At 70.2% G+C, this 21,862-nt stretch carries 11 protein-coding genes and 1 CRISPR repeat array; of the genes, 1 reads left to right on the top strand and 10 read right to left on the bottom strand.

Going from position 1 to position 21,862, the window contains the following annotated elements:
- Nucleotides 1-152: 152 nt before the first annotated feature.
- The 3 genes from O7625_RS13775 to O7625_RS13765 form a co-directional block, all read right to left on the bottom strand.
- A complete protein-coding gene (locus O7625_RS13775) occupies nucleotides 153-1,433 on the bottom strand; it encodes a DUF6357 family protein (RefSeq protein WP_282346305.1) in 1,281 nt (426 codons plus the stop codon).
- Nucleotides 1,434-1,530: 97 nt separating this feature from the next.
- Complete coding sequence (locus O7625_RS13770) at nucleotides 1,531-2,184, bottom strand: hypothetical protein (protein ID WP_282346304.1); 654 nt, start codon at nucleotides 2,182-2,184, stop codon at nucleotides 1,531-1,533.
- 199 nt (nucleotides 2,185-2,383) lie between these two features.
- Nucleotides 2,384-3,976: a glycoside hydrolase family 44 protein gene (locus tag O7625_RS13765; protein WP_282346303.1), complete on the bottom strand. Its 1,593-nt coding sequence runs from the start codon at nucleotides 3,974-3,976 to the stop codon at nucleotides 2,384-2,386.
- 309 nt (nucleotides 3,977-4,285) lie between these two features.
- On the opposite strand from O7625_RS13765, the gene O7625_RS13760 reads away from it, so the two are divergent.
- Nucleotides 4,286-5,956: a cellulose binding domain-containing protein gene (locus O7625_RS13760; RefSeq protein ID WP_282346301.1), complete on the top strand. Its 1,671-nt coding sequence runs from the start codon at nucleotides 4,286-4,288 to the stop codon at nucleotides 5,954-5,956.
- A gap of 643 nt (nucleotides 5,957-6,599) precedes the next feature.
- Nucleotides 6,600-13,368: direct repeats of the CRISPR family, unit length 37 nt; unit sequence GTTGCGATCCTCGCCCGGCGCGTTGGCCGGGCGCAGC.
- 126 nt (nucleotides 13,369-13,494) lie between these two features.
- Here O7625_RS13760 and cas2 read toward each other — a convergent pair.
- The 7 genes from cas2 to cas3 form a co-directional block, all read right to left on the bottom strand.
- Nucleotides 13,495-13,785 carry a CRISPR-associated endonuclease Cas2 gene (cas2, locus tag O7625_RS13755; protein WP_348774015.1) on the bottom strand — a complete coding sequence of 97 codons (291 nt, stop codon included), beginning with the start codon at nucleotides 13,783-13,785 and terminating at the stop codon, nucleotides 13,495-13,497.
- A 2-nt stretch (nucleotides 13,786-13,787) separates the two neighbouring features.
- The gene (gene cas1c / locus O7625_RS13750) at nucleotides 13,788-14,816 is read right to left on the bottom strand and encodes a type I-C CRISPR-associated endonuclease Cas1c (protein ID WP_282346296.1); all 1,029 of its coding nucleotides are present in this window, start codon (nucleotides 14,814-14,816) and stop codon (nucleotides 13,788-13,790) included.
- Entirely contained in the window at nucleotides 14,809-15,459 is a 651-nt protein-coding gene (gene cas4 / locus O7625_RS13745; protein WP_282346295.1) for a CRISPR-associated protein Cas4, read from the bottom strand. The genes cas1c and cas4 overlap by 8 nt, the downstream gene beginning before the upstream one ends.
- Nucleotides 15,456-16,346, bottom strand: coding sequence for a type I-C CRISPR-associated protein Cas7/Csd2 (cas7c, locus tag O7625_RS13740; RefSeq protein WP_282346294.1), 891 nt, complete (start codon nucleotides 16,344-16,346; stop codon nucleotides 15,456-15,458). The genes cas4 and cas7c overlap by 4 nt, the downstream gene beginning before the upstream one ends.
- On the bottom strand, nucleotides 16,343-18,169 hold the full coding sequence (gene cas8c, locus O7625_RS13735; RefSeq protein WP_282346293.1) for a type I-C CRISPR-associated protein Cas8c/Csd1: 1,827 nt from the start codon (nucleotides 18,167-18,169) through the stop codon (nucleotides 16,343-16,345). The genes cas7c and cas8c overlap by 4 nt, the downstream gene beginning before the upstream one ends.
- Nucleotides 18,169-18,858, bottom strand: a complete 690-nt coding sequence (cas5c, locus tag O7625_RS13730) for a type I-C CRISPR-associated protein Cas5c (RefSeq protein ID WP_282346937.1) — start codon at nucleotides 18,856-18,858, stop codon at nucleotides 18,169-18,171. Before cas5c ends, cas8c begins: the two co-directional genes overlap by 1 nt.
- A gap of 734 nt (nucleotides 18,859-19,592) precedes the next feature.
- Nucleotides 19,593-21,860, bottom strand: coding sequence for a CRISPR-associated helicase Cas3' (gene cas3 / locus O7625_RS13725; RefSeq protein ID WP_282346292.1), 2,268 nt, complete (start codon nucleotides 21,858-21,860; stop codon nucleotides 19,593-19,595).
- Between the last annotated feature and the right edge of the window lie 2 nt (nucleotides 21,861-21,862).

The following is a 21,862-nucleotide window of genomic DNA, read 5'->3' as shown; positions in this document are numbered from 1 at the left end:
TGATCACTCCATCACCGCCGCCCGGGAGGATCCACGGTGTCACCAGGCCGTCGACCCAGCCCTCCCGGATAAAGCAGGCGCATTGCGGTGATTCTCGACCCTCTCGCACGAGCACCGGCAGCGACGCCGGACGGCTCCTGCTGAGTTTCCGGTCAGGCTCGGGCGTCGCGCCGACGACGCGTGCGCTCGAACTCGGCGACATCCGACGTCCAGGGACCGTGCTGGTCGAGTGCGGCGCAGCCGCCGCGGACGAAGGCGCGCACCAGGTCCCGGTACCCGGCGATCCCGTCGACCAGGCTGTACTCCACCCGGTACTGCGGATCTGATTCGCCCTCCCCGGGTCGCACCGTCGTGATCCGGGCGATGGAGTCGGCGTAGAAGTGCAGCTGGATCCCCTCGCCCCTCTCCTCGTCCTCGACGGTGAACACCTCGTTGTCCGCGGCTGAGCGGTCGGCGACGAACTCCCAGAACGCGGCGGAGGCGGTGCGGGGACCGCCCGCCGACCACTGCTGCCCGTCACCCCTGTCGTCGGTGAACGACAGGGCGGCCTTCCCCGCGCTCCCGTCGGCAGCCTCCCCGTCGTCGTCGCGGCGACCGTCGGCGGCCTCCCCGTCGTCGTCCGTCGGGGCGTCGCGGGAGCGGTCCGCAGCCTCGGAGCAGAGCAGGAAGCTCACCGTCCGCACCGCGTCGTCGACGAGTTCGGGGTACGCGCGCCGCACGGCCGCGTCGACCACCGCCGCCATCCGGTCCCAGTCGCGCCGGTCGGTGGCCCGCCGTCCCCGGCGCGGGTCGAGGCCGATCCGCATCCCGGCACTCGCCCGCTCCGCGGTGGCGATCACCCGCAGGACCCGGGGCAGCAGCGCCGGGTCCACGGCATCGGGCATACGTCGGGGGATCGTCGCGCCGTGCACGTACTGGCCCGTGTACCGCAGGATCTGCGCGTCGAGGGGGCCGAGGACCATGCCACGCTCGGCCCGACGGCGGTCCGCCTGATACTCCTGGGCTTGCCTCTCGTCCGGCCGTTCCGTCGCCGTACGCATCGCCTCGTAGACCTGACCGCGCTCCAGCAGGTCGGTGTCGGCGCCATGGGCGACGAGCCGGCTCCGGTCCCACCGGATGCGCCGGAAGAGCGCGTCGACCTCGACGGGTGCGGAGAGCAGGATCGGGTCCAGGAGCGCGACGGCGGCGTCCTGGTCGAGATCGCCCCGGGTTCCGGCGGCGTCGCACAGCGGAACGAGCGCGCTCCACAGCAGCAGGTGCCGGGCCAGGCTCTCCCGGATCACCGGGAGATGCGCCGCGCCGATCGGGAACGTGAACGTGCGCGGCTCGTGGTTGGCGTCGGCCCCGGCGCCGAGCACCAGCCGCAGCTCACCGTCCTCGCGGACCACCCACGGGATCCAGCCGCCGCTGCGGGTGAACACGGTGTCCGTCACCGCCCGGACCCTCCCCGCACCGACACCGGCTGGACCCTGCTGCCCCGGGTCCACGGCGGGCGGCGTGGCAGGTCGCCGTGCGCCCCGCAGCCGCCGTTCACGCCCACCGGGCACACTCGGCGTCGAGGCGCGGGGCACTGCGCACCCAGACTTCGCCCCCGGCGGCTCCGGCCGGGGGCTCGGCGCGTTCGAGGCCGAGGAACTCGATCAACTGGAGCAGCTCGGCGCGTTCGGCCCGGTCGTCGTCGACACCGTGCGAGTCGAAGAAGACGTGGTACCGGCCGCTCGGGTCGACGATGCCGGAATCCGCCCAGATCCGGGCGGTCTCTTCGAGCGCCGCCGCTTCCGTGGTGAACGTGGCGGCGCGGGCGGCCCCGCGGGCCTCCGGTGCCAGGTCGAGGTCGGAGAGGTCGGGGAACCACTGACCGAAGCGGTCGAGGCCGGCATATCCGTTCTCGAAGAACAGCCCGGCGGCCGGAACGTATCGGTTGACCGTGTCGACCCGGAGGTGCTCCGACCGGGGCTGGTCCCCGTACCCGAACCGGGAGATCACCCCCAGCCGGGGCATGAGCACCAGTCGCTGCTTCGCCGAGGTGTCCTCGATGGTGTAGGTGTCCGACTCCCGCTCCCGGAAGAACGCGGCGAAAGCCCAGTAGGCCTCCTGCGAATCGGCCACCGAGACCTCGCGGTCGTCGCCGTCGCCGACAGTGAAGACGAACTGCTTCGGTCCGGGACGGTAGGGACGGGCCATGGGCGTCCTTCGTTCGGGTGTGACAGCTCCACCGACGCAGTTGATCATAGCGGGCGGACCTGCGGCCCTGCTCACGGGCGGTCCGACCCACTGGTGTTCGGGGACGACCCGGCCCACGCACCCGGCACCGGAACCGTCCGCGACGCCGCCGAACCGGGACGCCGCGCCCTGTGTCGACCGGCGCAGCGCGGTGGGGCGCTCAGTGCCGGCGTTGCGGCAGGACGAGCAGCGTCACGGAGTTCGCCGGGTACGTCGCGCTGATGCCACCCCCGGCCACCCGGAGGTCCCCACCCCGGACGATCGAGGTGAGATCGGCGGGGCCGTAGGTGAACCGCTGCGCGCGGTCCCCGCCGTGCAACCCGGCGAGCGCCAACCGGGACGTCAGTTCGCCACCGGTCTTGTTGACCACCATCACCGTGAGTGCCCGGTCGGACGAGCGCTGCGCGGCGTAGACCGCGAGCTGCCCCTGGTCGCTGCTGACCGCCGACACGCTCACGTCACCGAACCCGCTCCCGGCCCCGTCGTAGTTCCGGTACATCCGGAAGGCGTACGCGCCGGGGTCGGTCGGCTTGGGTTCGCCCCAGATGGTGGCCAGGTCCAGCCCCTCGCGCCCGAAGATGCCGAGCACGTCGGCCTGCGCGAGCGCGCCGTTGATGTCGTCCAGCGCGCCCCAGTTGTATTCGGTGATGGCGACCTTCGTACCCGGGTAGTACTGCGCGACCCAGGCCTTCATCTGGCGGATGAACTGCAACGGCGGCGCGTTCACTCCGCCGGGGCCGATCCACGACTCGTCCACGTACGTCGGATCCCACAGCGACCGGGTGGAGCGCAGTCGCAGCGCGTTGGCGTCCGGGTCCTTGCCCCCGCTGATCTGCGGGTAGTAGTGCTGATCGAAGTAGTCGAGGAAGCGTTTCCCGCCGTGGGCGTCGCCGAAGTCCCGCATGTTCTTCAGGTACCACTGGGAGAGGTTGAGCCCGCCGTGCGCCGCCGCGTCCGCGCCCGGCGCGCATCCGTCCAGGCCGGACGCCACCCATTCGCAGTAGCCCCAACCGGACGGGCCGAGCACCGCCGCGCGCGGGTCGGCGGCCTTGATCGCCGCCGCGGTCGCCGTACCCTTGCCACCCAGTTCGTCGTAGCTCACCGGCTCGGGGTGGACGTCACGGTGGGTGGAGTTCCACAGCACCGGTTCGTTGTCGAGTTCGTAGATCGACACGCCACCGCGGGCCGCCGGGCCGAACTGGTCGACGAGGTGGGACACCATCTCACCCGCGAACGACGCGTCGGCCGGGATCGAGGTGTCGGTGGGGACCGCCCCGGTCAGGTTCGCGTCGGCGTGCCGGCCGTTGCCACAGTTCGGATCCCACTGGTCGAACGAGTCCTGCTCGGGAAAGCGGGTGGCGGGAAAGCCACAGGCGAACGGATGCGACGAGGGCGAGTCCTTCGCCACCCAGCCGATCAACGGCACGGCGACAACCTGTTTCGTCCCGTGATCCCGGTTCCGCTGGACGAACGCCTCGACCGTGTTCTCCGGCCCGGCCACGATGTTCTCGAAATACCAGTCGCTGCCCGTGTTGTAGGTGTGGTTCCTGAAGTTGTAGCGGCTGCTCGCGTTACCGCCCCACCGGGCCACCGGTGTGCCGAGTTCCGCGACGAGCGCGGGATCGCCGCCGTTCATGCCGTAGATGTCGGGGCTGATCCGGTGCCGGGCGGCGGAGACGTCCACCGCCAGGGTGAGGCCGCTGGCGGCCACCGCCGGACCAGCGGCGACCTGGGTGGTCAGCAATCCCGCCACCAGTGATCCGGCCACCCCAATCGCCGTCGCCGGTCGTGGCCCACGCCGTCGTCGCCCGCCCATCGGAGTCTCCTGCCGCCGATCGGCCCGGAAGGGGCCGAACCCGTATTCACATTATCAAGCATCTATGGGTAGTCAATCGCGTCCCGTTACCCACCTGACGATGGCCGGATCACCACCGCCAACCCGGCGATATGGTCGGCGCCTCCCACGCAGAACTGTCACGCATCTCAACTGTCGAGCATTCTCTTGACGCTCGTCTGTGCTTTGCGACATCGTCCAGGCATGGTGGGCAAAGGTCCGGGATCGGTGTTCCGTCGCATGTGGCCGGCCGTCGTCGCCGTGGCCGCGCTGCCGATCGCGATCCTGGGTGGAGGTCTGGCCGCCGCACCCGCGGCCGGCGCCGACACCCTGTCGACGCTGGCCGCCACCACCCCACCGTCGACCCCACCCGTCACACCGGCGCCGCCGGCCCCACCCACGCTGCTCAGGGCCACCACGGTGACCTCGACCTCGGTCACCCTGACCTGGACCGCCGCCGTCCCCGGCTGCTGCGCCATCACCAACTACACCATCACGTACCCCGAGGCGTTCAGCGACGTGATCCCGACGACGACGGTCGGCAACGTCACCACCGCCACGCTCACCGTCTCGCCGACCCGCCAGTACCAGATCAGGGTGGCGGCCAGGGACTCGGTGGGACACACCTCCCCCTGGTCGAACCAGATCATCGTGGTGGCTCCGGCAACCGACGACGGCCCGGACACCGTGCCACCGGGCTCGCCGACGAGCCTGACCAACCGGAACGGCACGCTGTACTGGTCGGGCGCGTCGGACAACGTCGGGGTGACCGGCTACCAGGTCTACAGATACGACGGCTGGTACACCTCCACGCTGCTCGGCACCGCCACGTCGACGACGTACCAACTGCCGCCCTCGGCCACGACCGGACCCGGCCCACGCATCCAGTTCTACGTGCGCGCCAGGGACGCCGCGGGCAACCTGTCGGCCGCGTCCAACACGGTCGACGCGACCAGCTCGACGCCCCCGGCCGATCTCCCGCCGACCCCACCGAGGGACCTGTCGGTCAGCCGGATCACCTCGACGTCGGCCACCCTGACCTGGACGGCGGCCGAGCCCGGCTGCTGCGACATCACCGGATACACGATCAGCTACTTCCCGGCGTTCCACGACCTCGGGGAGACCGCCCGGGTCGGCAACGTCACCACGGCCACGATCACCCTCAAGCCGGCCACCCAGTACCGCGTCACCGTGCACGCCAGTGACTCGGGCGGGCACGGTTCACCGTCGTCGGACTCCCTCACCATCGTCACCCCGGCAACCGACACCGGCCCCGACACCGTGCCGCCCGGTGCCCCGGGGACGTTGACCGTCAGCGACGTGACCACCGCGTCCGCCACGCTGCACTGGACGCCTGCGACGGACAACGTCGGGGTGACCGGGTACCAGGTCTACCGCTGGGACGGGTCCTTCAACTCGACGCTGGTGGCCACCGTGCCGGGCACCAGCCACACACTGCCACTCGCGCCGTCCGTGCCCAACCGCTACTACGTGCGGGCCCGGGACGCCGCGGGCAATGTGTCGATCGCGACCAACGAGGTACGGGTCGACCCGCCGACCGGCCCCACCACCTCGCCACCCGGCCCGACCTGTGCGGTGACCTACCAGAAGCAGGCGGAATGGCCCGGCGGCTTCGTCACCAACGTCACGATCGGGAACACCGCCACGACCGCTGTCGACGGCTGGACCCTGGCCTTCACCTTCCCCGATTACCAGCGGATCACCACGCTCTGGAGCGCCACCTACGCCCAGTCCGGCTCCGCCGTCACGATCCGCAACGCCAGCTGGAACGGCACGATCGCGGCCGGCGCGAGCGTCTCGTTCGGCTTCCAGGGCACCTGGAGCGGCAGCAACGCGTCCCCCACGGACTTCTCCCTCAACGGAACCCCCTGCCGGTAAGGCACCTTGCCATCGCTCTCCACAGCGGTCCGCCCGAGCTCAGGGAGCCCACGAGGAGGTGACACGGGTGACGGGTACCGCCCTGGCGTAGGTCTGAGGAAGCCTAGCCCCGACGGAACGTGCCGGTCATCGCCGAGTTCGGCCCGGAGGAGCGCGCCGCTGGCGGCGTGCCGGACGACGAAGACGGGTGCCCGAGCACCCACCGGGACACCGCGCCATCAACAGCAACGCCAAAAGACTCTGACCCAGGGTGAAACCCCAGGTCAGAGCCATTTTGATGGTGCGCCGCCAGGGACTCGAACCCCGAACCCGCGGTTACCGAAAGTAGCGATACGAATCTCGTCGCCGCCTGTCGAAAGTTGGCGCTGATCTGCACAGACATACCCGCACAATGAACGCCGCTTGTCACTTACGGTCACTCACCGACACGGGTTTTCGGGGGGTAAACGAGGGGTGCGACAGCACGTTGCCAGGATCCACCGACCCCGCTCAGGGTTCGGGCAGCATCGGCACAAGCACGACGAGCGCCGACCCCATCACGACCCAGCCGCCGCCGGCAGGGGTTCATGTCGGCAGGGCACTCGCCTGACGATGGTTTGCCGCAGCAGCGGCAGCCGTACCGGCAGGCAGAGTTGGTGCCGTGGTTGCGATCCTCGCCCGGTGCGGCAGCCGGGCGCAGCCGTCAAGGCTGGTGTCCAACGACTGGTAGACCACGGTTGCGATCCTCGCCGGCGCGGTGGCCGGACGCAGCACTGGTGCCCGATCCCGGCGGTGACCTGGCTCCACCTGTTGCGATCCTCGCCCGGCGCGGTGGCCGGGCGCAGCCGATCCTCACACCACACCCTCCGGATCGACGCCGATGTTGCGATCCTCGCCCGGCGCGGTGGCCGGGGCGCAGCACCAGCGCGACATGCTGACCGGGCGCGGGGTCGTAAGTTGCGATCCTCGCCCGGCGCGGTGGCCGGGCGCAGCTACGTCACGGGGACCGTGACGCCCGCCTCCGGGTCGTTGCGATCCTCGCCCGGCGCGGTGGCCGGGCGCAGCGCGATCGGGGTCACGCTGCTCCTTCGGTCGTGCGGATGTTGCGATCCTCGCCCGGCGCGGTGGCCGGGCGCAGCCGCATCGACCTTCTTCGGAGACTCCCTGGTCTCCTTGCCGTTGCGATCCTCGCCCGGCGCGGTGGCCGGGCGCAGCACCGGACCCAATCGGCATTGGCGGACCGTCGCCGGCCTGTTGCGATCCTCGCCCGGCGCGGTGGCCGGGCGCAGCTTTCCGACGACCCCGTTGCCGCCGTCCTCACCGGACTGGTTGCGATCCTCGCCCGGCGCGGTGGCCGGGCGCAGCCCGACGTTTTGCTGTGCGCCGCCCACCGGTCCGCCGCTGTTGCGATCCTCGCCCGGCGCGGTGGCCGGGCGCAGCTCCCGGACGGCACCACCCGGTGGGGCACCCCCCGCTGGTTGCGATCCTCGCCCGGCGCGTTGGCCGGGCGCAGCCCGTCGCGTGCTTCGCCAGCTGCGTCAAGCTCTCGTGTTGCGATCCTCGCCCGGCGCGTTGGCCGGGCGCAGCCTCGCCCCCGCTGCCGCCGGTGCCACCTACATGCGGGTGTTGCGATCCTCGCCCGGCGCGTTGGCCGGGCGCAGCAATGGCACCCGAGGGACCTCGCGACTCTCGAAGACCTGATGTTGCGATCCTCGCCCGGCGCGTTGGCCGGGCGCAGCCTCGCCCCCGCTGCCGCCGGTGCCACCTACATGCGGGTGTTGCGATCCTCGCCCGGCGCGTTGGCCGGGCGCAGCATGTCGGATGGGTTCCTGTTCCCGGTGGGGATCTGGGGGTTGCGATCCTCGCCCGGCCCGTTGGCCGGGCGCAGCCCGACGATGCTCTCCACCACCTCGCAGGCCGACAGGATGTTGCGATCCTCGCCCGGCGCGTTGGCCGGGCGCAGCGCCGCCTCCAGCTCCGGATCGACGGTGCGACGGAAGTTGCGATCCTCGCCCGGCGCGTTGGCCGGGCGCAGCCGCTCTTGCCGGCCCGCTCGGCGGCGGCCTTCCAGTTGCGATCCTCGCCCGGCGCGTTGGCCGGGCGCAGCATGTCGTTGCGGGTGCGCTGGTCGTCGAGCACCGGCGCGTTGCGATCCTCGCCCGGCGCGTTGGCCGGGCGCAGCGTCACATCACTGCCGGTCGGCATCGCGGCCAGCCGGTTGCGATCCTCGCCCGGCGCGTTGGCCGGGCGCAGCAGTCGGGAGATCGGCGTCGAGGTCTCATAGAGCAGGGTGTTGCGATCCTCGCCCGGCGCGTTGGCCGGGCGCAGCCGGTGCTGCTCGCACTCGGGATGTCCGTCGCCGAGCTGTTGCGATCCTCGCCCGGCGCGTTGGCCGGGCGCAGCTCCACGGCCGCCGTGCGGATCACCGCCGACGCCCAGCGGTTGCGATCCTCGCCCGGCGCGTTGGCCGGGCGCAGCCAACGCGGGTACGGCGCCGCCCACGAGCAGGAGCGCGTTGCGATCCTCGCCCGGCGCGTTGGCCGGGCGCAGCCCCGGACGTCGAGGGTGAACGGCTGGGGGCGGCGGTCGTTGCGATCCTCGCCCGGCGCGTTGGCCGGGCGCAGCGCCGCCTCCAGCTCCGGATAGACGGTGCGACGGAAGTTGCGATCCTCGCCCGGCGCGTTGGCCGGGCGCAGCGCGACCACATGAACGACCTGGCCCTGCTCGTCGAGCCGTTGCGATCCTCGCCCGGCGCGTTGGCCGGGCGCAGCGTTCTGCGAGCAGTACCAGGTGTCGCCGACGCCCGTGTTGCGATCCTCGCCCGGCGCGTTGGCCGGGCGCAGCCCTGCTCGCCGCCGCCGAGGTGGCAGCATTCCTGGACGTTGCGATCCTCGCCCGGCGCGTTGGCCGGGCGCAGCCCGCCTACGTCGCGCAGCTCGACGGGGCCCGCCCCGTTGCGATCCTCGCCCGGCGCGTTGGCCGGGCGCAGCCCGACCACCTCGGCCGAGTGGACGCAGCAGGCCGTCGAGTTGCGATCCTCGCCCGGCGCGTTGGCCGGGCGCAGCCGGTCCCGAACCGTGGCCCTGACGGACGGTGCGGTGTTGCGATCCTCGCCCGGCGCGTTGGCCGGGCGCAGCTGCTGACGGGCACCCTCGGTACGGTCATGGGCACCGCGTTGCGATCCTCGCCCGGCGCGTTGGCCGGGCGCAGCTGGTCCACCCGTCCGACGTGTCGGCCCCGGCCTCGTCGGGTTGCGATCCTCGCCCGGCGCGTTGGCCGGGCGCAGCTGGTCCACCCGTCCGACGTGTCGGCCCCGGCCTCGTCGGGTTGCGATCCTCGCCCGGCGCGTTGGCCGGGCGCAGCAACAGCAGCACATCAATCAACACCAGCATCCCCAACCCGTTGCGATCCTCGCCCGGCGCGTTGGCCGGGCGCAGCCAGGACAGCTCGGAGACGTGCACCAGGCCGTCCACGCGTTGCGATCCTCGCCCGGCGCGTTGGCCGGGCGCAGCCGCCACGGCGTGCCTCATGGCGAAGCACCTCCAGGACGTTGCGATCCTCGCCCGGCGCGTTGGCCGGGCGCAGCTTCACCGCCGTCATCCCGTTTGGGGCGATCCTCTACGCGTTGCGATCCTCGCCCGGCGCGTTGGCCGGGCGCAGCACGGTGCCGATCGTGTCGCCGGTCTCGGCGTGCACGTTGCGATCCTCGCCCGGCGCGTTGGCCGGGCGCAGCATCCACGGCGGGATGATGATCGGACAGATCCCCAGCCCGGTTGCGATCCTCGCCCGGCGCGTTGGCCGGGCGCAGCGTCCAGCGCGTCACGCAGCTCGGCGATCGTGGCCAGGTTGCGATCCTCGCCCGGCGCGTTGGCCGGGCGCAGCACGACCGGCGCGTCCCACTTGACCTTGATCCCGGCGTTGCGATCCTCGCCCAGCGCGTTGGCCGGGCGCAGCCGCTGGCCGAACGGATCTCCAGCCGGACTCCCCTGAGGTTGCGATCCTCGCCCGGCGCGTTGGCCGGGCGCAGCCCGAGTTCACGCGGGCGCTGATGCAGGCCGAGTCGTTGTTGCGATCCTCGCCCGGCGCGTTGGCCGGGCGCAGCCCGGTTCACGATCACGTTGCTCTGCATCTGCAACTTGTTGCGATCCTCGCCCGGCGCGTTGGCCGGGCGCAGCGCCTCGTAGCAGCCCCTCATTTGTGGTGATCTAGTAGGTTGCGATCCTCGCCCGGCGCGTTGGCCGGGCGCAGCGCCGTTCGCCGCGATCCCCGGGGCGGTGTTGTCGGTGGTGTTGCGATCCTCGCCCGGCGCGTTGGCCGGGCGCAGCGCCGTTCGCCGCGATCCCCGGGGCGGTGTTGTCGGTGGTGTTGCGATCCTCGCCCGGCGCGTTGGCCGGGCGCAGCGGTGACCCGCAGCAAGGCCAGGTACCACAGGCAGGCACCGTTGCGATCCTCGCCCGGCGCGTTGGCCGGGCGCAGCACCTGGGGGGCTGCGGGGACGCGCCCTTGCGGTGGTTGCGATCCTCGCCCGGCGCGTTGGCCGGGCGCAGCACGACTTCGACGTCGATCTCCCTCGACTGGCCGCCGCAGTTGCGATCCTCGCCCGGCGCGTTGGCCGGGCGCAGCTCGACCGTGCAACCGGACCAAGCGGGTTCGCTCAGGTCGTTGCGATCCTCGCCCGGCGCGTTGGCCGGGCGCAGCCCCGTCACGCCGACTATGCCCAATTCGCGCTGGGAGGCGGTTGCGATCCTCGCCCGGCGCGTTGGCCGGGCGCAGCTCATCCGCGCGCTGAACCCGACCAGCCGGACGCCGAAGTTGCGATCCTCGCCCGGCGCGTTGGCCGGGCGCAGCGCGCACCGAGATCATGGTTTGGCGCCTGCCGAGGCCGTTGCGATCCTCGCCCGGCGCGTTGGCCGGGCGCAGCGTCGATCGTCGCCCGGCACGACACCACCGTCTGACGAGTTGCGATCCTCGCCCGGCGCGTTGGCCGGGCGCAGCAACGTTGCACTGGCGCTGACCTGCTCTTTCACGTCGGGTTGCGATCCTCGCCCGGCGCGTTGGCCGGGCGCAGCCCCTTGTCGCCGGTGTCCGAGTCCTGGGCGAGCACGTTGCGATCCTCGCCCGGCGCGTTGGCCGGGCGCAGCTCATCCGCGCGCTGAACCCGACCAGCCGGACGCCGAAGTTGCGATCCTCGCCCGGCGCGTTGGCCGGGCGCAGCTTGACAAGCCGTTGAGTTATACGCTCTGTCATCTTGTTGCGATCCTCGCCCGGCGCGTTGGCCGGGCGCAGCCACCACCAGCGCCTCGCTGTCCCGGGTCGTGCGGGTGCGGTTGCGATCCTCGCCCGGCGCGTTGGCCGGGCACAGCCTGGTCCAGGTCGGCGACGCGGGGGTGACCGTCGCTGTTGCGATCCTCGCCCGGCGCGTTGGCCGGGCGCAGCGCCGCAACATCGGCGGAGGGATGCGCGCGACGAAGGTGTTGCGATCCTCGCCCGGCGCGTTGGCCGGGCGCAGCGCACCCCGGCCCTTGTCTCCGAGACGGTCGAGGTGCTGTTGCGATCCTCGCCCGGCGCGTTGGCCGGGCGCAGCCCGAGCAGCTCGCCCGGCCCCTCGCCGAGCTGCTCCAGTTGCGATCCTCGCCCGGCGCGTTGGCCGGGCGCAGCCGCGGACCGCCGGCATGCAGGCGGCCCGGCGGGAGATGTTGCGATCCTCGCCCGGCGCGTTGGCCGGGCGCAGCAATGGCCGACGCTGCCGTCAAGGAATCCGACAAGAAGTTGCGATCCTCGCCCGGCGCGTTGGCCGGGCGCAGCCCAAGGCGTACGGGTACGACCAGATCGGAGACGCCAAGTTGCGATCCTCGCCCGGCGCGTTGGCCGGGCGCAGCGTCACCCGCGCGCTGCGGCAAGCCAAGGGCATCAACCTGTTGCGATCCTCGCCCGGCGCGTTGGCCGGGCGCAGCTCGGCCGTCGCCGCGCTCCAGACCACCCCGACCCCGTTGCGATCCTCGCCCGGCGCGTTGGCCGGGCGCAGCCCGAGCAGGGCGGCCGGCTGGTCGCGGTCGCCGGGAAGTTGCGATCCTCGCCCGGCGCGTTGGCCGGGCGCAGCACTGGGATCTGCCCGAGCCGACGTTCAGCGACAAGACGTTGCGATCCTCGCCCGGCGCGTTGGCCGGGCGCAGCTCGCCGCCCGCTACGGGCAGAGCTGGACGGCCGTGTGGTTGCGATCCTCGCCCGGCGCGTTGGCCGGGCGCAGCTCTGCGGTTCGGTGCGCTGTCCGCTGGGTCCGCCTGCGTTGCGATCCTCGCCCGGCGCGTTGGCCGGGCGCAGCTGGAGATCGCGGCGGCGGTCGCCCGCGCTGAGTCGGTTGCGATCCTCGCCCGGCGCGTTGGCCGGGCGCAGCGATCTCCCTCGGCCAGATGCCGAGCCGTTCCCGCGCGTTGCGATCCTCGCCCGGCGCGTTGGCCGGGCGCAGCTCGAACCCGACACCCTCGCCGACGCCGCCGCGATCGTCGTTGCGATCCTCGCCCGGCGCGTTGGCCGGGCGCAGCACGTCGGGATACACGTGGTCGCAGATGAACTGTGATGCGGTTGCGATCCTCGCCCGGCGCGTTGGCCGGGCGCAGCATCGGTGATCTTGAGGGTGAGGTCTTCGGACGTCACCGCGTTGCGATCCTCGCCCGGCGCGTTGGCCGGGCGCAGCACGAGCAGCAGCGCGCCCTCCTCGCGGCAGCAGTGTTGCGATCCTCGCCCGGCGCGTTGGCCGGGCGCAGCCTCGCCGCGCCCCGATCCGGCGAGCGCGTCCGGGTGGCGTTGCGATCCTCGCCCGGCGCGTTGGCCGGGCGCAGCATGATCTTCCGCGGTGAGCAGTTCCTCGGCAACCAGTTGCGATCCTCGCCCGGCGCGTTGGCCGGGCGCAGCCGCTCCGGGGCTGGTGCCGGAGGCCGGCGAGATCCGGTTGCGATCCTCGCCCGGCGCGTTGGCCGGGCGCAGCCCCTCTACCTGGGAGAATCCATGGCCTCGCGCATCGGCGAGTTGCGATCCTCGCCCGGCGCGTTGGCCGGGCGCAGCTCAGCGTGTATTCCTCATCCTGCGGCCCCGTCAGGTGTTGCGATCCTCGCCCGGCGCGTTGGCCGGGCGCAGCCTGTCCATCTTCGCCGACCGCCGCCGGCAGAAGGGCGTTGCGATCCTCGCCCGGCGCGTTGGCCGGGCGCAGCCGGACAGCCAGGCCAGTGCCTCGTCGGCCGTCACGTAGTTGCGATCCTCGCCCGGCGCGTTGGCCGGGCGCAGCCCCCCACCTCGGGGCAGAGGTGGGGGCCTGGGCGTGAAAGTTGCGATCCTCGCCCGGCGCGTTGGCCGGGCGCAGCCCGCCGTCAACTGGGCCAGGGCGTACAAAGAATTTCTCGTTGCGATCCTCGCCCGGCGCGTTGGCCGGGCGCAGCGGTTCACGAGCAGCAAATATAGCGATCAGCCGATCCTTTATCGACTTGCTCGCAGTCCGTTTTGTCAATCTGATCCGGTTTTTTGACCTCGGAACCCTCCGGGGTTTTCGTGTCCACTAGGGGTTCCTAGATCACTAGTGGTCCGCGCGGGTCGATGGGTCGTGGTTTGCCGAGGTGTTCGACGTCGTCGAGGGCGTGGGCTGGTAGGTGGTAGATGCGGATGCTGTCCTGGGTGGGGTCAATGGCGTCTTGGAGGGCGGCGACGAAGCGGAGTTTGTCGGTGTCGCGGCAGACTACTTCGAAGACCGATTTTTGTACGCGGTGTCCGTATGCCTCGCAGATCTTGGCGACCTTGCGGAGTCGGCGTTGCCCCTGTGGGGTGACCGTCTCGACGTCGTAGGTGACGAGTAGGTCCATGTTCAGTTCACCGTCCACGGCTGGTAGGCGGCCGTGTCTCCGCGGAGGTGGCGGGCGAGAAGTCGGGCTTGCACGAGAGGGAGTAGCGCGGCGGGGACCTGGCGGTTGAGTTGCGCGTGGGGCCACTCGCGTTGTCGGCTCTGTTGCCAGGCGGCCAGTACGGTCTTTCGCCCGTTGTCGGTGAGTCGGTACGCCTTGTTTGGTAGTTCTTCGAAGTCGGTGGGGGTCAGCTCTCGTCTGTTGAGCATGGTGAGGGCGAGGCGGTCGGCCAGGAGGGGTCGGAACTCTTCCATCAGGTCGAGGGCGAGGGCGGGTTTACCGGGTCGGACGGCGTGGAGGAAGCCGATGTAGGGGTCGAGTCCGACTTGTTCGAGTGCGCCGTGGACGGCGACGCGCAGCATGCCGTATAGAAAGGAGAGCAGGCAGTTCAGGGGGTCGGTGGGTGGTCGTTTGTTGCGGCCGGATGCCTTCCAGTCGGTGTTGTCGCCGAGGAGGTGGGGCATGGCGGCGAAGTAGTCGCGGGCGGCGATGCCTTCGACGCCGAGGATTTCGTTGGTGCTGGCGGTGGTGGTGAGGAGTTCGAGTCGTCGGGCGAGGAGTTCGGCGGTGGCGCGTAGTGCGGTTTGTCGGTGGCCGCTGGTGTCGCGGGCGGTGCGGAGCAGGACTTGTCGTGCGTTGTGGATTTTGCCGGCGACGATGGCGACGGCTATGGGGAGTTGGCGTTCCGGTGCGTCGGCGGCGCGGTGTTGGGCTTGGCGTAGCAGTGGGTTGCCGTGAGTGGGGCCGACCAGGCTGGCGCGGAATCGTCCGCTGCCGGTGAGCCAGCTGACGGAGCGGCCGTCGTCGGCGCAGCGCAGGAGCAGGTCGTCGGTGGGGGTGACGCCGCTGAACAGGACCAGGTGGTCGAGTCGGACGAGGGGTAGCAGGTGACGTCCGGGTTGGTCGGGGTGGTAGATCCGGACGGTGTCGCCGTCGAGGCGCAGGCTGGTGCCGGGGGTTTGGACGTAGAGGGTGTTGAGGAGTTCAGTCACGCCACTGTCCCAATGGTCGTGGGGTCAACAGGTCGGGTGGGGTCTGCCGCTGGCCGTCGGTCAGTTCGGGGAGGCAGTCCTCGCGTAGCGAGCATCGCCGGCAGCGGGCGTCGTTGCGGGCTGTCGGCAGCGTCGGGGTGTGCAGCAGTCGACGGACGGCTGCGGTGGCGGCGATGACCCGTTCGAGCAGGTCGTGGTCGATGGGTATGGGATGTCGGCGGCGTTCGGCGACGGAGTAGATGTATCCGGTGGGCACGTCGAATCCGGCTTCGATGAGGCAGAGGGCCTGTCCGCCGAGTTGCAGTTCGGCGGGGCCGCCGGGTTTGTAGCGTCCGACCTTGTACTCGACGGGTGTCGCGGTGTTCTTCTCGAACTCGACGACGTCGCAGATGCCGCGTAGGCCGTGGGTGTGACTCCAGACCGGGAGCGACCGGATGGTGGTGAGACCCCGGCGGCGTTGGACGCCGGGGAGGTCGACGGTGGTGTGGCTGAGGTCGCCGCGTACCGTGTCGACGTTTTCCGACCAGACGCCTTCGACGTGGATCAGGGCGGTCTGCCGGTGGCAGTAGGCGTAGTGCTCCAACGCGGACAGCGGCACCTCCCGCAGGTCGGTGCCGCTGTCCGGGGGGTGGTTGTCGGTCACGGCCAGAGATCGACCAGCTTGGTCAGCTCGATGCCGCCGGGCAAGCCGGACTCGTCGATGCTGCGGGTGTAGTCGGTGTGGGCGCGTGGCGCCTTGTCGTCGTCGTTGCGCTTGACGGTGATCCGCTGGGTGAGGGCAGCCGACGGGGCGGCTCCGAAGGCGTCGGGGTGGCTGAACACGTACAGCCCGCAGAGCCTCATCTCACCGCGGCTGGCGGCCCGGTCGTGGTCGAACATGACGGTGAGGGCCTGCCACAGGGCCGCGAGGTCGTCGCTGGTGACACCGGTCTTCGCGGCGCGGGGTGCGGAGTAGAACAAATGGGCGCGGTAGAGGCCGTAGGGGACGGTCCACTTGGACCCGATCTCAGTGCGCTCACCTTTGTCGATGTCGTCCTGGCGGGTCTGGGTGACCCGGGTGATGGTGTGGTCGGTGGGCACGATCGCGTCGATGCTGCGGGCGAAGGTGAGCTGGAGCGGGCCACGGACCTGACCGGCACCGCCGCTCTTGCCGGTGCTGAGCACCGCGCCGAACATCCGGATGTCGAAGTAGTGCGCGCAGAGCCACTGCTGGGCTGCCGTGCTCTCTGCCGGGGTGGGCTTGTTGCTGATCTTGGGTGGGTTGGCGGTGAAGGCGCCGTCGATCCGGGTGTTCAGGGCGTGGCCGGCTTCGACGAAGATGCCGTAGCGCGGGTCGTCTCCGCGCAGCAGCGACACGGTGTCGCGGATCTTGCGTTTGATCGCCACGTCGGTGACCAGGCCCTGTCCGCTCTCGTCGTCGGTGCGGGGCTGGTTGCCGGCGTCCGGGTCGCCGTTGGGGTTACCGTCGCTGACGTCGAACAGCAGGACGGCGTCGTGGCGGCGGGTCGGGTCGAGGTGCGCGGCGCTCATGCGTCGTCTCCTTCGTCGTCGGCGGTCGGTGCCACGTCGTCGGGCTCCGGGGGAAGGTCGGTCTTCTTCTTGTTCGCGGCTGCGGCGAGTCGTTCGGTCCGCATCTCGGCCCGCTGCTGGTGGTAGCCGAGGATGAACTGGGCCTTGTCCGTCAGCACGGCGGCGCCGGGGATCACGTCGAGCTGGACGAACAGGTCGTCGAGCCGTCGTTCGTAGGCGTCCGACCAGCCGGGCCGGCGCAGCGGGCCGCGGAGGCGTTTGAGCCACGCCTGTACGTTGCGGCGGCCGGAGACGATGACGACCTGCGGGTTGTCGATGGCGCGGCCGAAGTAGCGTTCGGCGAAGGTGGTGTTCAGCTGTTGGTCGGCGACCCGGAACACGGTGCGTTGCAGGTCGTCCATGACGGCGAAGATGCGGCCGGCCACGTAGGCCGGCTGCTTGTGGGCGACGTTCAAGGTCGGCGTCAGCCTCTCTCGTTCATGCTCGGGCAGGGTCGGGTAACGGCGCAGGGCGAGCCGGATCAACGCCGCACGGGCGGGGTCGAGCCGGCCGTCGATCCGGATGCGATTGATGACGTGGTTGAGCAGCTTCGGCGGTAGCGGTCGCCTGAGTAGCGCAGCGCTGAGCAGCCGGTGGAACAGGTCAGGTGGGCGGTGCTCTCCGGATGCGCCGAACTTCGTCCACGTCCCGGGGCCTCCGTTGCGTCCGGCCTCGAAGCGCCCCGCCACCCGGGCCAGTTGGGAGACCCTGATGGTGGCCACCTCACCGGTCCAGGCGTCCACGATCCGGTGGTCGTCGAACCAGGCCCGGATGTTGTCCTTGACCCGGGAGATCGGCTGCTCGACCCAGTCCCGCACGACGACACGGGCGACGTTGCCACCCACCGTCACCGAGCAGTACCGGGACACCTCGTCCAGAGAGGCTTCCGCGCCGCCCGCCGGTCCGGCGACCAGTTTCTGGATGTGGCTGGGGTCCAACTGCTCGACGGCCGCCCACGGGTCGAAGGTCGACCCGCCCAGCACCCACCAGGCGAGCCGGGCGTTCTGCCCGGACAGGCTTGTGCTGTGACGCGGGTCGGACAGCAGCGCGGTCAGCGCGGTCATGATCTTCAGGCCGCAGTCGGCGCAGATCGGGGTGTGGGTCAGGAACTTCTGCAACTCGTAGCCGTGCGTGGCCTCGTTCATGCTGACCAGCGACGCGCTCTGGGTGGCCCCGGGCACCCACCGCCGAGGAATCTGCTGCGGCATCGTGTGGAGCAGCGGCTGCACCCGCCCGCAGACCAGACACAACCCGGTGCGTCCGGAGCCCTTCCGGTCACCGGCCACCCCGGCCCAGAAACGCAGCGCTCCGACAGCCTTCGCCGCGTAGACCCCGTCAACCCAGAAGCCGACCAGGTCTCCCCTGCTCCAGTCAGCCGGCGGTAGAACCTTGTCGGCATGCCCGTCGCGGTAGAAGGCGGCAATGGCCGGAGCAGGCCCGTCTGATTCGGCTACCGCCCACTCGGCGATCAGGGCGCGGAACGCGGCGTACTGCTTGGCCACCCGTTCCGGCTTGGCTCCTTCCGACAGCCAACCGAAGACGTACTCCCCCGTGTCGACCGCGAGCGCGGGCGAGATCCCGACGGTCCGGGTCACCGCCGGCACCAGCCGGGACTTGCCGAATCGGGCATTCGGGTCGTCCGTGTTCGCCGTATCGACCAGACCACCCTGGGGTACGCCGTTGGCGTCGATGTCCAGGCTCCAGCGCACCGGCTTGCGGGAGTAGAACGGCGGGATGACGTCCATGCTGGTGTCGGCGAACTCCACCAACCGCTGCAACAGCACTAGCCCACCGGACCTTCCACCGGAAGCGTCAACTCGATCCCCCGCTCCGGCACGGCCAACACCCCGGCCACCACCCGAGCGGCGAACCACTCCATCCGCGGCTGAGCAGACTGCCCGTCGCGGTGGATGGAGTGCAGCATGATGCCGATCTCCTCGTTCACATCCGCCCTCGGCGTGTCATCAGGCCAGCCGAACTCCGCGCTGAACTCGCGCGTGCCCAGGTAGGGCTGCTGGAAGCAGGCCCCTTTCCGAACCCGCCGACGCAACTGATCCCGGTACGCCGCGACCGGCTTGTCCGCGTGCGCCGCCACCTCGACGTGAGCATGGATGCGGTACGCCACATCCCGCAGACACACCGCATTGCGTTGATCCCGATGCGCCGCAGTGTCGACCCGCCGGGTGCCCTTGAGCGCCTCCGCCAACGGTGCGACATCCGAAGTCTCGTTCCGGCGGATCGAGAACTGTCGCACCGGCCTGAGCACCTCGATCGCCACCACCCGGTACCGCATCTCCGGCTTCCAGAAGATCGATTCCAGCACCCCCACCGCAGCAGACGGCGTCATCACCGGATAACTGACCCGCTCCACCTTCAACTCCGGCCGCGAAAACAACGCCGCCTCACCACTGACCTGCACCACCACCGGAAGATCACCCTCCGGACTACGCCGCAGAGTCACCCCATTGACCACTTCCGTCGTCACCACACAATCCCTCCCACGACAGCCCTCATCGAACACACGAACGAAGAAAGACCACACCACGAAACAAGAGGCCTCCTCGCACACCACGTGCGACGATCCACGACCAGTACGACAGAAACGACCGCACCACGCCGATTCGCTCCACGGAGGACTGACAAGAATCTGACTCGATCGACTCCGGAGGAGCGGGACTTCGTCCGACGAGGACCGCAAAGCCCAAGTCAGACGAAGCCATGCCCTCTGAGAGCCCACCCAAGGTTGCGATTCTCAGCACCTAAGCGCTGCAGGTCACCCGCTTCGCTGGCGACCAGGAGAGGCTACCAAACTTCCTTGGGTGTAGACCCCAGCTCTGCTCTGCGGTATGAATGTCTCGGCTGGGCGGGCACCGTCTGTCCAAACACGACGGTCCGCTGCGCGAACAGCGGACCGCCCAGCTCCCCGCCATCAGGAAGGCCAAAGGGAACAAGATGACAGTAAGGCAACGCCGCACCCACAGGCCACCCGACGAGGGCCAGGAGCACAGGACTCCTTCCCCGCTCCCTCTGCGCTGGGTGGTCATCATGGCGCTGAGCGCGGCAATCGGCATCATGGTCGGCACCACCGAGAGCCTGCCCGCCGGCATGGTCGCCAGCTTGATCACAGTCGGAGGGCTGCACAAGATCATGGATTGATTGGGTCACCAGGTGAGCGCGTGGCGCGCTCACCTGGTGACCTAGCCACCGTCAGAAGACGAACTGCTCCAGGTTCGGGTCGAGGTTGATCCCCGTGGCGGGGTCGTACTCGCCGATCCACTCGACCAGCGCGCCTCGCCGTACCTCGGTGCCGAGAATCGGTCGCAGTAGCGCCATGACGCCGGGTTGGCGTAGAGCGCTGGGGTGGAGGTTCGTCGTGTAGGCCTGTAAACGACGTAGCTTCGCCAGATCTGGAACCGGTGCGTGACGTAGATCGACGATGGCCTCCTCCAGTTCATGGCGCAGCTCGGGGGTTTCTGCGCCCTGTGGGGTCACCACGTTGATGGCGTCGTCGTCGATCATCCTGAACGCCAGCTTCCGATCCCGCCGCCCGGTGCTCGCATCCATCGGCCCGTCCGCCACGGTCTCGAACTCCCATCGTTGCCGGGCGCACTGGATGCGTTTCCCGACGTGCTGGCCGTCGGCGAGGTTGAGCATGTCGTACACGTTGCGGTAGTAGCGTCCGAGCGCCTCCACGTCGTCCGGGTCTGCCTTGTCCGGTCCGAACTGACGGCCGGTACAGCCGACCAATGTCTTGTACGAGGGTGGTTGGCCGCCGTCTTGCGGCGCGAAGACGACCACCCGACCACCGTCGGCCATCCGGCCCTCACGGTTGGCTCGACCGGCCGCCTGCAACAGGGAGTCAGCCGGCGCCATCGCCCGGAACACCACCGGGAAACTGACGTCCACCCCAGCCTCGATGAGCTGCGTGGCTACCAACAGGACCCGCTCGTGCTCGTAGAGTCGCGCGCGCACCTCATTCAGCACCCGCCGTCGATGATCCGGGCACATCCGGGTCGACAGGTGCCAGACCGTTCCTTCCTGAGCAGCGTCGTTCCACCGCTCGAACACCGCCTTCGCATCCGCCGTTGTGTTCACCACCACCAACGCCGACCGTTCTGCCGCCGCCTGGTCGGCGATATCCGCCAGCGTCGGCTGCGGGTCGAGCTGCCACTCGTATCGCACCCTGCGCAGCTCACTGACCAGCCTCGGGGTGTCGTGGATCAGGTCGGTGCACGGGACGTCCTTGAACTCCTCCAACGCCCAGAAGCTCGGCTGCGTCGCCGAGGACAGCAGCACGGTCGCCCCGAAGTGCCGCACGAGCAGGCGAAGACCATCGAGGATCGGCGCGAGCATGGCATGCGGTAGCGCCTGCACCTCGTCCAACACGATCACCGAGTTGGCCAGGCGATGCACCCGACGCATCGCCGACGGCTTACGCGCGTACAGCGACTCGAATAGCCGGACGAAGGTCGTGACCACGAACGGCGCATCCCAGTTCTCCGCCGCCAGCCGTGCCCACCGGCCGGCGTCCGGATCATCGAAGTCGGCCTGGCTGTGGTGTTCCAGAACAACCGGCTCACCACCCTCTTCGTCCAACAGCCGGCGGTACACGGCGGCGTTCTGCTCGGTGATGGTGAGGAACGGGACCGCCACAATCACCCGGCGCAGCCCGTGCTTCTCCGCATGCCGCAGTGCGAACGCCCCACTCGCCAGCGTCTTACCGGCACCGGTCGGCGCACCAAGGCGGAACACCCCCGGCTCGCGTTCAGCTGCCGCCAGACAATCTGCGTAGATCTGCTCCCGCAAGGCCGCGATCGGCGAGCCACCACGTCCGGCGATCTCCGCCCGACGTCGATGCTCGAATCTCTGGTAAAGATGACTGAAGTCGGCATCTGCAGACACCCGAGGGCCACTCAACCCTTGAAAATGCGCGGAAGTGTCCAAACTGTCTGCATCCACCAACGCGCTGTAACACAGGCGTAGCGCCATCTCCCCCACCAGCAGATCACCACGCCAGTCCGCCGGCACCAGAGAACCCAGCTCCTGCGGCAGATCGGGTAGCAACCCGGGCAACTCACGCTCAGCGGACGCCACGTCCCCGGACCCGTCAGCCAGCCTCTTCCGCAACGCCTGAGGAAGCCCCGGAGTATCGACAAGCCCACCATGATGGCCGAAAATCGCCCCAGCAAACGGCCCAAGACCACGCTCCTGCGCAATCCTGGTCCCCAACGACTTGTGATCAATACCCACCGCTCCCCCAGTGGACCCGACCACAGCGAGCTTGTCCTGCCACGCACAGGACGCCTTCCCCACGTCATGCAGCGCACCCAGCCAGTACGCCACCTCACCCCCACCAAACGGCGCAGCGAACCGTCGCGCCAACACCGCAGTGCCACGAAGATGATCCGCAAGCGAGTGCCACCGACCAGAACCGGTAGCAGGACTATGCGCCCGCAGGGAACTCACACCAGACATAC

It is taken from the genome of Micromonospora sp. WMMD714 (assembly GCF_029581315.1).
GTDB classification, from domain to species: Bacteria; Actinomycetota; Actinomycetes; order Mycobacteriales; family Micromonosporaceae; genus Micromonospora; species Micromonospora rifamycinica.
Note: the sequence above shows the minus strand (reverse complement) of the source record. Positions and strands in the feature narration are given on the sequence as shown.